Below are 13,863 nucleotides of genomic sequence, written 5' to 3' on the forward strand. Positions count from 1 at the left end.
CCGAAAACCGGGGCTTTAAGGTTGTTCTAGGATTTTTGCTCTAAAATGACTGCTAGATAGTCTTGAGTCATGATAATGACTGTAGGGGCCGCTTTTGGCTCTAGTCGACCCTTGGCAAAGCTGCTACTCTCGGCGCGCTTTGTGACTTCTCGGCCTATATAAAAGCCAGATTCACCAATACCAAACACACACCAATAATAATCGCATCAAATGCGGTGAAGAATTCGCGTTGCTGAGGAGTGGGCTTCCATGATCGAAGACTTTTGGAAGGATAAATACCCGGCTGGAATTGCTGCCGACATCAATCCGGACGAGTATCCGAACATTCAGGCAGTGTTGAAGCAATCCTGCCAACGCTTCGCCAACAAACCGGCTTTCAGCAACCTGGGCAAGACAATCACCTACGGTGAATTGTACGAATTGTCCGGTGCGTTTGCCGCGTATCTGCAACAGCATACCGATTTGCAGCCCGGCGATCGAATCGCCGTGCAACTGCCCAACGTTCTGCAGTACCCGGTGGCCGTCTTCGGTGCGATCCGCGCCGGGCTGATCGTGGTCAACACCAACCCGCTGTACACCGCGCGGGAAATGGAACACCAATTCAATGACTCCGGCGCCAAGGCGCTGGTGTGCCTGGCGAACATGGCGCACCTGGCCGAAGCCGTGGTGCCGAAAACCGGCGTCAAACACGTTATCGTCACTGAAGTCGCCGACCTGTTGCCGCCGATCAAGCGTCTGCTGATCAACAGCGTCATCAAGTACGTGAAAAAAATGGTGCCGGCCTATCACCTGCCCAAAGCCGTCAAGTTCAACGACGTGCTGAGCAAGGGCCAGGGCCAGCCGGTGGCCGAAGCCAATCCGCACAGCGGCGACGTTGCGGTGCTGCAATACACTGGCGGCACTACTGGCGTGGCCAAAGGCGCGATGCTGACCCATCGCAACCTTGTCGCCAACATGCTGCAGTGCAAAGCGCTGATGGGCTCCAACCTCAATGAAGGTTGCGAAATCCTGATCACGCCGCTGCCGCTGTACCACATCTATGCGTTCACCTTTCATTGCATGGCGATGATGCTGATCGGCAACCACAACATCCTGATCAGCAACCCGCGCGACCTGCCGGCGATGGTCAAGGAACTGTCGAAGTGGAAGTTCAGCGGTTTCGTCGGTCTCAACACGCTGTTCGTGGCGCTGTGCAACAACGAAGGTTTCCGCAAGCTGGATTTCTCTGCGCTGAAAGTCACCTTGTCCGGCGGCATGGCCCTGCAACTGGCTGCTGCCGAGCGCTGGAAAGCGGTGACCGGTTGCGCTATCTGTGAAGGTTACGGCATGACCGAAACCAGTCCGGTGGCCACGGTCAACCCGATCCAGAACATCCAGATCGGCACCATCGGTATTCCGGTGCCATCGACACTGTGCAAAGTCATCGACGATGCCGGTGTCGAGCAGCCGTTGGGTGAAATCGGCGAGCTGTGCGTCAAAGGCCCGCAAGTGATGAAGGGTTACTGGCAGCGTCAGGAAGCCACCGATGAAATGCTCGACAGCGAAGGCTGGTTGAAGACCGGTGACATCGCGCTGATCCAGCCGGACGGCTACATGCGCATCGTCGATCGCAAGAAAGACATGATTCTGGTCTCCGGTTTCAACGTCTACCCGAACGAACTGGAAGACGTGCTGGCGACCCTGCCGGGCGTGTTGCAGTGCGCGGCCATCGGCGTGCCGGACGAGAAGTCGGGCGAGGCGATCAAGATCTTCATCGTTGCCAAGCCGGGCGTCACGCTGACCAAGGAAACGGTGATGGAGCACATGCGTGCCAACGTCACCGGCTACAAGGTGCCGCGTTCGGTGGAATTCCGCGATGCGCTGCCGACCACCAACGTCGGCAAGATCCTGCGCCGCGAGTTGCGTGATGAAGAGCTGAAGAAGATCAAGGCCAAGTCCGCCGCCTAAAACACGAAGCCCCGCAGATGCGGGGCTTTTTGTTGGGGCAGGCTGTAGATTTGCAGTGCTCGGTAAATCTACCCCCTCACCCCAACCCTCTCCCCCAGGGGGGGCGAGGGGGAAGGGAGCTGATCGGGGGCTTTTCAGAATCTGAGTTCGACTCGATATTTCAGGTCGGTGTACCTAGTCCAGACACCTAGGTCAGTTCCCTCTCCCTTGGGAGAGGGCTAGGGTGAGGGGAAAAGGGGACAGCACAAATCCTACTGACGGAACGGCGCAAAATTCACGTTAGTCCCCGCCGGACGCATGTCCTGCAGATACGAATCCTTGTCCGCACTCAATTCCAGGCTCAATGCCGCTTTACGCTTGCCTTCGTTGCGAATCACCAGCCCTTCAAGCTTTTCGCGCAGGAACACCGTCGGCACTTTCAGGTGCAGCAGTTCGTCAGTGGCCGGCGTGTGCATCAGCAAGTGAATCCACTCGTACTGACCGATGGCCAAACGCGACACTGGCAGGTCGAACCACCAGATGTTGCGGTTACGGTTCAGTTCGGCGAAATGGCAGTTGTTGGTGCCGAGCACGGCACCGCCCAGTTCCTTGTTGCGTCGGGCGATGGCCTGCGTTTTATCGAGTTTCATAACATTCCTGCGGGATCAGTTCCTGGCGCTTGGCGCCCATATGTTGCGCATTCTCGGGGCTACGCACGCAAACATAAAGCCCAACCTGCACGCCACGACGAAATGAACCCCTGAAAATAAATGAAACTTGGCGCAAACCCGGCCAGTCAATCATTACGTACTGACTTTTCCCCCTAATTGCACCAAGGAGAAACACCATGAGTAGCACAGGCGATAAAGTAAAAGGCATGGCCAACGAAGCGGTCGGCAACGTTAAGCAAGGCGTCGGTAAAGCCACCGACAACAGCAAGCTGCAGGCCGAAGGCAAGATTCAAGAGAAAAAAGGTGAGGCCCAGCAAGCGGTCGGCAAAGCCAAGGACGCGGTCAAAAAAGGCGTCGACAAGGCGTAATTCAGCCTTGAACGAAAGACAAGAACGGCCATCCAAGGATGGCCGTTTTTGTGTCGAAATTCTGCAGAGACCCGGCAAGGTTCGCCAAACAGGCTACCTTGATGTAAAAAACGGCCCCTGAGTCGCCACGACTTCAACCTGTATTGCGGCGAAAGGAGACGCGAATGATTTTTCCGGACATGAAAGGTCTGCCCCTGCACCGGGTGATGGTGCGCACGGTCACTGAATTCGTCGACGACGAGATGTCGACCTACGCCTCGGCACTGGCCTACCAGATGCTGTTCTCGCTGTTCCCGTTCATTCTGTTTCTGATTGCCCTGATCGGTTTCCTGCACCTGCCGGACTTCTTCTCCTGGCTGCGCCTGCAATCGGAACTGGTCCTGCCGCCACAGGCGCTGGAGCAGGTCAACCCGGTGATCGACCAGTTGCAGCAGTCCAAGGGTGGCTTGCTTTCAGTCGGTATCGTTATCGCCCTGTACACCGCTTCCGCGGGCGTGCGCTTGATGATGAGCGCGATGAACGCCGCGTACGACGTGGTCGAGGGCCGGCCGATCTGGAAGCGTTTCCCGCTGTCGATTGTCTACACCGTCGGCATTGCCGGCATGCTGCTGGTGGCCGCCGCGCTGATGGTGCTCGGGCCGCAAGTGATGGGCTGGATCGCCGCGCAGGTGGGTCTGGAAGACTTCATCGTCACCGTGTGGACGATTGCGCGCTGGCCGGTGATCGTGATTCTGATGATGGTCGCCGTGGCACTGATCTACTACGTCATGCCCGACGTCAAACAGGAGTTCCGCTTCATCACCCCCGGTTCGGTGCTGGCCGTGGTGGTGTGGATCATCGCCTCGTTGGGGTTCGCGTTCTACGTGAAAACCTTCGCCAACTACAACGCGATGTATGGCAGCATCGGGGCGATCATCGTGCTGTTGCTGTATTTCTACATTTCCGCCGCGGTGCTGTTGCTTGGCGCCGAGATGAATGCGGTGATCGAGCACATGTCCAGCGAGGGCAAGGATGCGGGTGAGAAAGTCCCCGGCGAACTCGATGAACATCCCAAACAACACGTCTCGGGCCTGGGCCGCGATCATTCGCTCAAGCCGGACACTGACGAAGTCTGATCATGATTCGTGAAATTCTGAAAATGGGCGACGAGCGCCTGCTGCGTATCGCCCCACCCGTGCCGGCCGAGATGTTCGACAGCCCTGAGCTGTGGCAACTGATCGACGACATGTTCCAGACCATGGAAAGCGTCGGTGGTGTCGGCCTGGCTGCGCCGCAGATCGGTGTCGATCTGCAACTGGTGATCTTTGGTTTCGAACACAGCGAACGTTACCCGGACGCTGAAGCGGTGCCGCAGACGATCCTGATCAATCCACTGATCACACCGTTGAGTCCGCTGACGGAAGAGGGCTTTGAAGGCTGTCTGTCGGTACCGGGGTTGCGCGGTGCGGTGGATCGTTATCAGCAGATTCGCTATGAAGGGTTTGATCCGAAGGGCGAGCCGATTGTGCGCACTGCGTCGGGCTTCCACGCACGGGTTGTGCAGCACGAATGCGATCACCTGATCGGTCGGTTGTACCCGTCGCGGATCACCGACTTCACTAAGTTCGGTTTTACCGAAGTGATGTTCCCGGACCTCGATCCCGCAGCAGACGACTAATCCCCCGAGAACACCACAATCCCCGTGTAGGAGTGAGCCTGCTCGCGATAGCGGTATGTCAGTCACCGAAAATGTCACTGACATACCGCTATCGCGAGCAGGCTCACTCCTACAGGGTTTTGCATCAGATTGACGGTCTCAGCTCCATCGCAATCATCGGCTTGCTCCGCGCATACCGGCTCAAGCGCTCCGCCATCGCCTGGGGCAGCGCCGGGTCGAAGGTGAACCCGCGCCGCTCATAAAACTCACGCAGATCCGGATGGCAGAACAGCCACACCGGCTCGCTCACATTCTGCACCGCCGCCGCGATCAACTGTGCGGCAATCCTCTGCTCACGACATCCCGGATCAACAAAAAGCCCGGTCAACCAGTGCCCGCCCGCGACCGGCCGCAAGCACAGCGCGGCAACAATTTCTCCCCGTCGCGCGACCCACAGCTGCGCATCGCGAACAGCTTTCATCGACGATTGATGGCTGCGGTAAAACTTGTTCATCAACGGCCATAACGACTCGTCGAGCAGGCTGTATTGGGTGTCGGGCATGGGATCGGACTGTCGGCGTTGAAAGCGGCGATTATAAAAGAACGCACGCAACAGGATAGGTGTATACCTGAGCCTACATCCCCTGTGAGTGGAGTACGCATCATGTCCAAAGGTATGGATTCAAAGAAAGCCGCGAAGAAGAAACCGGCCAAGACCGCGATTGAAAAACGCGCAGAGAAGAAAGCCAAAAAGGTCGACATCTTCGGTCACTGATCACGCCTTTCCGGAGCCCGGTTCTCGGGCTCCTGCCTGAACCCGAAAATAATCTGCAAGATTGCGCATCGTCGTTGCACAGAAGGGCAAGAATCCCGTTCCGAGCAATGCCATGCCCCATTACTTCGACGCCGCCCATCGTCAGCAGATCGAAACCCTGCGCCAACGCTTTACCGCCCGCACCGAATGGCCGACCTGGCTGTTGCTGATCGGCGTCTATGGCGCCTGGTTTGCCATTGTTCTCAATAGTCACTGGCTCGGTCGTGGCTTGAGCACGCTGTTGCTGATCCCGTTGCTGGTGCTGTGGCTGTCGTTGCAGCACGAGTTGCTGCACGGGCATCCGACGCGCTGGGTGCGCTTCAACAAGATCCTTGGCTACGCGCCGTTTGCCGTGTGGTATCCGTACACGCTGTATCGCGACAGCCATTTGTTGCATCACCGCGATGAGGATCTGACTGTGCCCGGCGTCGATCCGGAAAGCCGCTATCTGACCCGCGTTGGCTGGCAGCGCAGTTCGCTGTTCGAGCGCAGCTTGCATTGGTTGAACAAAACCGTGCTCGGACGCTTCCTGATTGGCGCCCCGCTAGCGCTGCTAGCGTTGGCCAAAGAACAGTTGCAGCAGCTGAAAAACGGCGAGCGCCAAGCCTGGTTGATGTGGTTGACTCATGGTGCGTTTACATTATTGATGCTGTGGTTTGTCGCCCGTGTCAGCGTGCTGCCGGTCTGGCATTACCTGCTGCTGATCAGCGTGCCGGCGTTGTCGATCGCGATGATCCGCTCCTACTATGAACACCGTCCCCACGCACAACCCGAACAGCGCACGGTGTTGAACGAAGCGGCTTGGCCGTGGCGCTGGTTATTTCTGAATCTGAATTTTCATCTGGTGCATCACGACTTGCCCAAGCTTGCGTGGTACGACTTGCCCAAGGTTTACCGGATGCATCGCGAGCAATGGATCGCGCGCAGTGGCGGGTTTCTCGTGCGCGGGTATGGCGAGTTCTGGCGACGCCATGTTTTGAAGCCAATCGACAGCCCCGAGCATCCTTACCACTAACCCAAGAACACCACAAAACCCTGTAGGAGTGAGCCTGCTCGCGATAGCGGTGTGTCAGGCGCCGAAGATGTCACTGATGCACCGCTTTCGCGAGCAGGCTCGCTCCCCCATTGGCTATTTGTAACTCGGAAAATATGTGTATGGCTCAACACCACACCGAACTCCTGATGTACATCGCCCCCGAGTCAATCCGCGTGGCGAATGAGCGCTGGATTGCGCGCATCCTTGAGCTGCTTGGCCACACTCGCCTGAGCGCTGAAGGCCTGTCGTTGCCCGAACTCTGGTTATCACCCGATCTGCTGCTCACGCAAACCTGCGGCTATCCGCTGATGACCGCTTTGCGCGGACAAGTGCGCATCGTCGGACGTCCTCGCTACGAACTCCCCGACGCCAGCGCCGGCTACCATTGCAGCCTGATCCTCAGCCGCGCTGATGACTCACGCAAAACGCTAGCGGACTTTCAAAACAGTCGAGGGGTAATAAACAGCGAAGATTCCAACAGTGGCATGAACCTGCTGCGTCAGCGTCTGGCGTCGTTGCAGCAAAACGGGCAGTTCTTCGCCTCGGTCGGCATCAGCGGCGGCCATCGCGAGAGCCTGCGCTGGCTGCGCGAAAACCGCGCTGATCTGGCTGCCATCGACAGCGTTACCTACGCCTACCTGGCGCAGCATGCGCCGCAAGAGGTCAGCGCCTTGCGGGTGATTGCGCGCAGCGCCCTGAGCCCGACCCTGCCGTTCATTACCGTCGCCAGCGCCACGGACGAGCAGGTTGAGACGTTGCGGCGGATGATGAATCTGACTTTGCGCGAACTGCCCGAGGTCGCGCAGACCTTGGGGTTGCCTGAGGTGCTTGCTGCCAGCGAAAGCGATTATCAGATCTTGCTCGACTATCAACGTGAGGCTGAAGAATGGGGCTATAGCCACTTACGCTAAAAGATCGCAGCCTTCGGCAGCTCCTACATCGAATGCGTACACCTGTAGGAGCTGCCAAAGGCTGCGATCTTTAGTTTTTATATTCTCGAATAGAATATAAAAATGAAATTTAAATATTATTAAAGAATAAGGCGCCTTGCTACGATCGCGCCACCGGAACACCGGACATTCAGCGACCCCTCATCAAGGAGCCCCTATGTCCGGCGCCGACCTTTCCCATCGTCACACCGTGGACGGCCTGTTTCGCGCCCACTATCGCTGGCTCTGTGCTTATCTGCACCGTCATCTGCATGACGCGGCCGGCAGCGAAGACATTGCCGCCGAAACCTTCGCCCAATTGCTCGAGGCCCCGGCACTGACGGCCATTCGTGAACCTCGCGCCTTGCTGACGACCATCGCCCAGCGTCTGCTGTATCAGCGCTGGCGACGTGCTGATCTGGAGCGTCGTCATCGCCAGTCAATCGACATTGATTACGCCGCCTCGCCTGAAGAATTCGTCCAGCAATCGCAAACGCTCACTCGACTCGACCACAGCTTGCAGCGCTTGCCCGGCAAAGTCCGCGCGACGTTTCTGCTCGCCCGCATCGACGGCCTGACCTACCCGCAAATCGCCACCGAACTGGGTATCTCCCAGCGCTCGGTCAGCGTTTACATGAACCGTTCCCAAGCGTTGTGCGATCGCCACAGCGCCAACCAATTCCTGCAAGACAAGAGGTCCGCATGAGATCGATCAAAACCCTGCTCGGCACGTCGTTGCTGGCTCTGAGCCTCAGCGTTGGTGCTGTTTCGGCTACGGAAAAAACCACGCCGATCCACTTCGGCGACATCACCTGGGAGAGCGGCAGTTTCATCACCGAAGTGCTGCGCCTGATCGTTGAAAAAGGCTATGGCTACCCGACCGACACGTTGCCCGGCAGTACGGTCAGCCTTGAGGCCGCATTGGCGAAAAACGATATCCAGGTGATTGGCGAAGAATGGGCCGGGCGTAGTCCGGCGTGGGTCAAGGCGGCCGCCGAAGGCAAGGTGTTCGGTTTGGGCGATACGGTCAAAGGCGCCACCGAAGGCTGGTGGGTACCTGAGTATGTGATCAAGGGCGACCCTGAGCGCGGGATCAAAGCGTTGGCGCCGGAGTTGAAGTCGGTGGCGGATCTGCCGCGCTACAAAGACGTGTTCCGCGACCCGGAAGATCCGTCGCGTGGGCGCTTCCTCAACAGCCCGACCGGCTGGACCTCGGAGATCGTCAACAGCCAGAAGCTCAAGGCTTATGCGCTAAATGACAGCTTCGTCAACTTCCGCACCGGTTCCGGCGCGGCGCTGGATGCCGAGGTGGCATCGTCGATCAAACGGGGCAAACCGGTGTTGTTCTACTACTGGTCACCGACGCCGCTGCTTGGCCGATTCAAACTGGTCAAACTGGAGGAACCGCCATTCGATGCCGAGGCCTGGAAGACCCTGGCCGATGCCAACAATCCCAACCCCAAGGGCACCCGCTCAATGCCGGCGAGCCTGGCGATTGGCGTATCGGCGCCGTTCAAGGCGCAGTATCCGGAGTTGGTGACGTTTTTTGAAAAGGTTGATTTGCCGATCGATCTGTTGAATCAGACCCTGGCCGGGATGAGTGAAAAACGTTTGCAGCCGAGGGTGGTAGCGCAGGCGTTTTTGCGTGATCAGCCGCAGGTCTGGAAGCCTTGGGTGCCTGCAGAGGTGGCGACCAAGGTGACTGGAAGTCTGTAAGTCGTTTCTGTCGTTTTTGTAGTGTTTGTAATGGCCTCATCGCTGGCAAGCCAGCTCCCACAGAAATTGCGCTGATTTGCAGAAGCGCAGAATCCTGTGGGAGCTGGCTTGCCAGCGAAAGCGTCTGCCCCGCCAGCAATTCTCCCCGCGCTGAACCGTTTCTTGTGCAAAAAGTGCCAGATACTGGCCGACTAGTGGCCTTGCGCAGGTCTTTGCACTGGCTATGCTTCCCGTAACTAACTATGTCGACCGTCATGTCAAAACTTGCCGGACGCACAGCGTTAGTCCGTGAATTCATGCTGCCAGAGTGCGCAACCCAAGGCACCGACACTGAACCAACAAGGAGCGTCGCTTACATGGAAGTTCTTCAACGCGTTAGGGCTGGCCCGCGTGCGGGCTATCAAGAGAAGGATGTCTTGATTAGAGCGTCGCTGCATGGACGCTCCGATTGATCATCATTTATCACCTGACAACTTCCTCCCGTGGAGGAATGCGTGTGCCTGTTCTGTGGAACGTAGTGGTGGATCGTGAAAGAACTGAACTTTCATCAAATCAAAAGTCCGCGCGGAAGGTGATACAACCATGTTCAACCTACATCACAAGGCTGACCTGCAGGAAATCGAGCGCTTCAGCTGCGCCCTGACCGAGGCCAACGCCAAGTTGGCGGCGATCAGCCGCTCGATGGCAATGATCGAGTTCAGCCCTGACGGCATCGTTCTGGATGCCAATGAAAACTTCTGCAAGACCATGGGCTACAGCGCCGATGAAGTGCGTGGCAAACATCATCGGGTGTTTTGTGAAGAGACTTTCTATCGCAGCGAGGAGTACGCCAAATTATGGCGTGACCTGGCTCGCGGTGAGCCGATCAGCGGCACTTTCCTGCGCTTGAACAAGGCCGGCAGGGAAGTCTGGCTCGAAGCCAGTTACATGCCGGTGTATGGCCCGGACAAGCAAGTCCACAGCGTGATCAAAGTGGCTGCCGACATCACCGCTCGGGTGAATAAAGAGCACGAAGAAGAAAGCATGCTGGCGGCGATCAGCCGTTCCATGGCGGTGATCGAGTTCACCCCGGAAGGCAATGTCATTGCCGCCAATGACAACTTCCTCAAGACCATGCAGTACTCGCTCAACGAAATCGTCGGTCATCACCACAGCCTGTTCTGCCATCGTGCCGAAGCCGAGTCTGCGCAGTACAAGGCATTCTGGGCCTCGCTCAACCGTGGCGAATATCACTCGCACCGTTTCGAGCGCAAGAACAAATCCGGGCACATGGTTTATCTCGAAGCGTCTTACAACCCGTTGTTCGACGCCAAGGGCCGCTTGTACAAAGTGGTCAAGTTCGCCAGCGACATCACCCATCAGATGACCACGCTGCAGAACGCCGCCGAATCGGCCCACAGCACCTCGGTACAAAACGACGCCTGCGCGCAAAAAGGCTCACAGGTCGTACAGCAAACCGTGCAGATCATTCAGGACATTTCCCACGATCTCAACGAAGCCGCCGCCAGCATCGATGCAGTGAGCAAACAGTCGGACATCATCGGCACCATCGTTCAGACCATTCGCGGCATTGCCGATCAGACCAACTTGCTGGCGCTCAACGCGGCAATTGAAGCGGCGCGGGCCGGGGAGCATGGGCGCGGATTTGCGGTAGTGGCGGATGAGGTGCGTAGCCTCGCGGCGCGCACCAGTCAGGCGACGCTGGAGATTGTCGAGGTAGTGCGCAAAAACCATGACCTGTCGCTGAGTGCGGTGTCGAGCATGCAATCAAGTCTCAGCCGCACCGGGCTAGGGGTTGAGCTGGCGAATGAGGCGGGGGAGGTGATTCTGGAAATTCAGCAGGGCTCGCGGCATGTGGTGGATGCGATCAGTCAGTTCAATGAAACCCTGCAATTGAACTGATTCCACAAAGTGGCCTGTAGGAGCTGTCGAGTGGAACGAGGCTGCGATCTTTTGATTCGTTGTTGGAAGCAAGATCAAAAGATCGCAGCCTTCGGCAGCTCCTACAGGGATACCGTGCGGTAGCCTGGAATCCGTGGTCTCAGAGCGCAGCGAGAAACTTGCCCGCCTGCTTGTCGCTGTCCTTCACATCGTTGTCTTTCTCCGCCTGCGCCAACTTCATCTTGTCCTGCAAGCGCTCGGCGATCTCTTTGCCGATGGCCAGTTGTTTCTCCGGCGGCATGGCTTTGATGTCGTCTTCGGTCAGCCCCATCGACTGCAGGATACTGTCGCGCAGACGCTGTTCCGGCGTCTTGCTCATGTAATCCTTGAACTCGTCGGTGGCGGACTTTGCCGAGGTTGTGGTGGCATCGGTGGCTTGCAGGTTGACGCGGGTCTTGGCGAACGCTTCGTCGACGTTGTCGCTGATGCGCGTGGCTTCGCTGACTTGCTGAGTGGCAATCTGCGTGGCCGAGTCCTGCACCTTGGCGGTGGCTTCGGCGGTTTGTGCCTGGGTCTGGTTTTGCAGGGTTTGCAGCATGGCGCCGTGCAGACCACCCTGCAGACCGGCGGCAGCAGTGGACGTCGCATCGTCATTCAGCGCTTTGGGCAGATGAATGATTTGCTGTTGTTTGGCACTGATCAACATGATGTGTGGACCTGAAGGTAATTGCTGACTGGCGTATCGGAGCAATTACCGTGCCTTCTAAGTAAGTCCTTTTATTTCAACAAGTTGACCATTGGCCAGGTGTGCGTGGCGGTCATCCCTTGCCGATAAGCGGCAGAGGATGACCGTTGCCACCCTCAGCGATGGGCAATGTTCTCCAGCGCCAGATTGCGTGTACGCGGGCCGAACCAGCCGATGGTTACCATCACGATCAGCATGCTGCTGACGATGAATGCCAATACCCCCGGCGTACCGAAGTTGTCGAGAAACAGGCCGATCAACAGACTGCTGAACACCGTCGACAAACGACTGAACGAATAGCAGAAACCCACAGCGCGGGCGCGGATGTTGGTGGGGAACAGTTCGCTCTGGTACGAGTGATAACTGAAGCTCAACCAGGCATTGCAGAAGGTGATCATCACCCCGCAGAAGATCAGCCCGAACGCGCTGGTCTGCAGGGCGAACAGGGTGCCAAAGGTCATCGCGCCGAGGGCCGAGCCGACGATCTGCCATTTGTTTTCGAAACGATTGGCGACCTTCACGAACAGCAGCGGCCCGAGCGGGTAGGCGAGGGTGATGATGAACGCATACATCAAACTGTGGGTGACACTGACACCCTGACCGGACAGCAGCGCCGGCAGCCAGTTGCCGAAACCGAAGAACCCAATGGCCTGGAAGATGTGGAAGACAATCAGCATCAACGCGCGGCGGCGATACGGCGGCTGCCAGATGTCGGCGAAGCGACCCTTGCCTTCGACGTCGACCGGAACGGTTTCCGGCGTATCCAGCGGTTTACCGTGATCCTTCTCGCATCGTGCTTCGATGCCATCGAGAATCCGCTTGGCTTCATCAAAGCGGCCATGTTGCGCGAGCCAGCGCGGCGATTCCGGCAGACGCTTGCGCAGCCACCAGATAAACAGCGCAAACACCGCGCTCGCCAACACCACCCACCGCCAGCCGGACACGCCGAATGGCGCCTGCGGCACCAGCCACCATGACATCAACGCCACCGCGGGCACCGACAGAAACTGCACGAAAAACGCAAAAGCAAATGCCGAACTGCGCATGCGTTTGGGCACCAGTTCCGAGAGGTAAGCGTCGATGGTCACCAGCTCGATACCCAAACCGATGCCAACCAGAAAGCGCATGCAAATGATGCCCAGCGCCGAGCTCTGAATGCCCATCAACACCGTCGCCACCGTGTACCAGACCAGCGCGAAGGTGAAGATCGCGCGACGACCAAAACGATCAGCCAAAGGGCTGAGCAGGCTGGCGCCGAGGAACAGACCGAGGAACGTCGCCGAGGCGAACGCCGCCTGATCGGAGAAGCCGAACACGCCCTGATTACCGGTGGCGAAGATGCCATCGCGGATCAGACCGGGGCTGATGTAGGCGGTCTGAAACAGATCGTAGAGTTCGAAGAAACCACCGATTGACAGCAGCGCCACCAAGCGCCAAATCGTCGCGACCGCCGGGAGGCGATCGATGCGGGCGGACACCTGAGCGGCGCGGATCGGGTCGATGCCGTCGCTTTGCGCGGCGGCGGGGGCGTGTGCAGTCATGGGCTGATCCATTTTTTATTGATGGAAAAGCTTAGCCTGCTATCGGAGTTAACGGATTGTGATTATCGGCGGTTTAACCGGGTAAACCGCTGATTCCTCGCAATATCTGTTTACGAATTAACGATTTATGCCGCAGCCGCCGAATCTGGCAACGCCGAGGCCGGCAAGCCGAAGATCCGGTCGAACAGCCAGTTGAAGGCAAACGTGTAGCACGGGATGAAAATGATCAGCGCCAGATCCAGCAGAAACGCCTGCACCAGACTGATGTTCATCCACCAGGCGATCAACGGAATCAGGAACACGATCAGCGTCAGTTGAAAGCCGACGGCGTGAGCAATGCGTCGTTTCACCGTGCGGGTGCGCGATTGCTGGCGGCTTTCCCAGTGCTCGAACATCGAGGTGTAAATGAAATTCCAGGTGACGGCGATGGTGGTGATGATCACCGCCAGCGGCCCGGTGCTGCCCGGGGAGGTGCCGGACAACAGCGCCAGACCAAGGGCGGAGAAGGTCATGCCGATCACTTCGTAGAGCGACACATAGACCAGTTTGCGTTTGACGCCTTGCATGGGGATTTGCCTCTTTCTTGCCGTTTGTTGGCCA

At 57.8% G+C, this 13,863-nt stretch carries 13 protein-coding genes and 2 pseudogenes; 10 read left to right on the plus strand and 5 right to left on the minus strand.

The annotated features are described in order from the left end of the window. Positions 1–249 precede the first annotated feature (249 nt). The gene (gene fadD1 / locus ACM6IN_RS04855; RefSeq protein WP_007917844.1) at positions 250–1,947 is read left to right on the plus strand and encodes a long-chain-fatty-acid--CoA ligase FadD1; all 1,698 of its coding nucleotides are present in this window, start codon (positions 250–252) and stop codon (positions 1,945–1,947) included. 251 nt (positions 1,948–2,198) lie between these two features. On the opposite strand, the gene ACM6IN_RS04860 is transcribed toward fadD1, so the two are convergent. Beyond that, positions 2,199–2,576 (minus strand): hypothetical protein, encoded by a 378-nt coding sequence (locus tag ACM6IN_RS04860; RefSeq protein ID WP_007917843.1) that lies wholly within the window; start codon positions 2,574–2,576, stop codon positions 2,199–2,201. Positions 2,577–2,773: 197 nt separating this feature from the next. Between ACM6IN_RS04860 and ACM6IN_RS04865 the strand changes: the two genes are divergently transcribed. The 3 genes from ACM6IN_RS04865 (at position 2,774) to def (ending at position 4,622) form a co-directional block, all read left to right on the plus strand. After that, a complete protein-coding gene (locus tag ACM6IN_RS04865) occupies positions 2,774–2,965 on the plus strand; it encodes a CsbD family protein (protein WP_007917841.1) in 192 nt (63 codons plus the stop codon). Positions 2,966–3,129: 164 nt separating this feature from the next. Further along, positions 3,130–4,080, plus strand: coding sequence for a YihY/virulence factor BrkB family protein (locus ACM6IN_RS04870; RefSeq protein ID WP_007917840.1), 951 nt, complete (start codon positions 3,130–3,132; stop codon positions 4,078–4,080). Positions 4,081–4,082: 2 nt separating this feature from the next. Then, the gene (gene def / locus ACM6IN_RS04875) at positions 4,083–4,622 is read left to right on the plus strand and encodes a peptide deformylase (protein ID WP_414915512.1); all 540 of its coding nucleotides are present in this window, start codon (positions 4,083–4,085) and stop codon (positions 4,620–4,622) included. 124 nt (positions 4,623–4,746) lie between these two features. On the opposite strand, the gene ACM6IN_RS04880 is transcribed toward def, so the two are convergent. Next, positions 4,747–5,163: a GNAT family N-acetyltransferase gene (locus ACM6IN_RS04880; protein ID WP_414915513.1), complete on the minus strand. Its 417-nt coding sequence runs from the start codon at positions 5,161–5,163 to the stop codon at positions 4,747–4,749. Positions 5,164–5,488: 325 nt separating this feature from the next. On the opposite strand from ACM6IN_RS04880, the gene ACM6IN_RS04885 reads away from it, so the two are divergent. The 6 genes and pseudogenes from ACM6IN_RS04885 to ACM6IN_RS04910 all read left to right on the plus strand — a co-directional run. Next, positions 5,489–6,430, plus strand: coding sequence for a fatty acid desaturase (locus ACM6IN_RS04885; protein ID WP_123376439.1), 942 nt, complete (start codon positions 5,489–5,491; stop codon positions 6,428–6,430). Between the two features lie 140 nt (positions 6,431–6,570). Continuing rightward, complete coding sequence (locus ACM6IN_RS04890; protein WP_414915514.1) at positions 6,571–7,362, plus strand: phosphate/phosphite/phosphonate ABC transporter substrate-binding protein; 792 nt, start codon at positions 6,571–6,573, stop codon at positions 7,360–7,362. A 196-nt stretch (positions 7,363–7,558) separates the two neighbouring features. Beyond that, positions 7,559–8,086: a sigma-70 family RNA polymerase sigma factor gene (locus ACM6IN_RS04895; protein ID WP_095112251.1), complete on the plus strand. Its 528-nt coding sequence runs from the start codon at positions 7,559–7,561 to the stop codon at positions 8,084–8,086. Then, positions 8,083–9,096, plus strand: coding sequence for an ABC transporter substrate-binding protein (locus ACM6IN_RS04900; RefSeq protein ID WP_007917822.1), 1,014 nt, complete (start codon positions 8,083–8,085; stop codon positions 9,094–9,096). Before ACM6IN_RS04895 ends, ACM6IN_RS04900 begins: the two co-directional genes overlap by 4 nt. A 582-nt stretch (positions 9,097–9,678) precedes the next feature. Continuing rightward, positions 9,679–10,455, plus strand: a pseudogene (locus ACM6IN_RS04905) (PAS domain-containing protein); the annotation flags it as partial. A gap of 114 nt (positions 10,456–10,569) precedes the next feature. Next, positions 10,570–10,998, plus strand: a pseudogene (locus tag ACM6IN_RS04910) (methyl-accepting chemotaxis protein); the annotation flags it as partial. 139 nt (positions 10,999–11,137) lie between these two features. On the opposite strand, the gene ACM6IN_RS04915 reads toward ACM6IN_RS04910, so the two are convergent. From ACM6IN_RS04915 to ACM6IN_RS04925, 3 genes are all read right to left on the minus strand, one after another. Beyond that, positions 11,138–11,683 (minus strand): hypothetical protein, encoded by a 546-nt coding sequence (locus ACM6IN_RS04915; RefSeq protein ID WP_007917816.1) that lies wholly within the window; start codon positions 11,681–11,683, stop codon positions 11,138–11,140. A gap of 155 nt (positions 11,684–11,838) precedes the next feature. Further along, positions 11,839–13,263, minus strand: coding sequence for an MFS transporter (locus ACM6IN_RS04920; protein ID WP_414915515.1), 1,425 nt, complete (start codon positions 13,261–13,263; stop codon positions 11,839–11,841). 125 nt (positions 13,264–13,388) lie between these two features. Beyond that, positions 13,389–13,829, minus strand: coding sequence for a PACE efflux transporter (locus ACM6IN_RS04925; protein ID WP_095112248.1), 441 nt, complete (start codon positions 13,827–13,829; stop codon positions 13,389–13,391). Between the last annotated feature and the right edge of the window lie 34 nt (positions 13,830–13,863).

This window comes from Pseudomonas sp. IT-P395 (assembly GCF_949767675.1).
Lineage (GTDB): Bacteria > Pseudomonadota > Gammaproteobacteria > Pseudomonadales > Pseudomonadaceae > Aquipseudomonas.

Coding starts and splice junctions, on each gene's coding strand:
- ACM6IN_RS04920 (WP_414915515.1), bottom strand. CDS start 13,263: ATGACTGCACACGCCCCCGCCGCCGCGCAAAGCGACGGCATCGACCCG.
- ACM6IN_RS04925 (WP_095112248.1), bottom strand. CDS start 13,829: ATGCAAGGCGTCAAACGCAAACTGGTCTATGTGTCGCTCTACGAAGTG.
- ACM6IN_RS04880 (WP_414915513.1), bottom strand. CDS start 5,163: ATGCCCGACACCCAATACAGCCTGCTCGACGAGTCGTTATGGCCGTTG.
- ACM6IN_RS04860 (WP_007917843.1), bottom strand. CDS start 2,576: ATGAAACTCGATAAAACGCAGGCCATCGCCCGACGCAACAAGGAACTG.
- ACM6IN_RS04865 (WP_007917841.1), top strand. CDS start 2,774: ATGAGTAGCACAGGCGATAAAGTAAAAGGCATGGCCAACGAAGCGGTC.
- ACM6IN_RS04895 (WP_095112251.1), top strand. CDS start 7,559: ATGTCCGGCGCCGACCTTTCCCATCGTCACACCGTGGACGGCCTGTTT.
- ACM6IN_RS04870 (WP_007917840.1), top strand. CDS start 3,130: ATGATTTTTCCGGACATGAAAGGTCTGCCCCTGCACCGGGTGATGGTG.
- ACM6IN_RS04915 (WP_007917816.1), bottom strand. CDS start 11,683: ATGTTGATCAGTGCCAAACAACAGCAAATCATTCATCTGCCCAAAGCG.
- ACM6IN_RS04900 (WP_007917822.1), top strand. CDS start 8,083: ATGAGATCGATCAAAACCCTGCTCGGCACGTCGTTGCTGGCTCTGAGC.
- def (WP_414915512.1), top strand. CDS start 4,083: ATGATTCGTGAAATTCTGAAAATGGGCGACGAGCGCCTGCTGCGTATC.
- ACM6IN_RS04890 (WP_414915514.1), top strand. CDS start 6,571: ATGGCTCAACACCACACCGAACTCCTGATGTACATCGCCCCCGAGTCA.
- fadD1 (WP_007917844.1), top strand. CDS start 250: ATGATCGAAGACTTTTGGAAGGATAAATACCCGGCTGGAATTGCTGCC.
- ACM6IN_RS04885 (WP_123376439.1), top strand. CDS start 5,489: ATGCCCCATTACTTCGACGCCGCCCATCGTCAGCAGATCGAAACCCTG.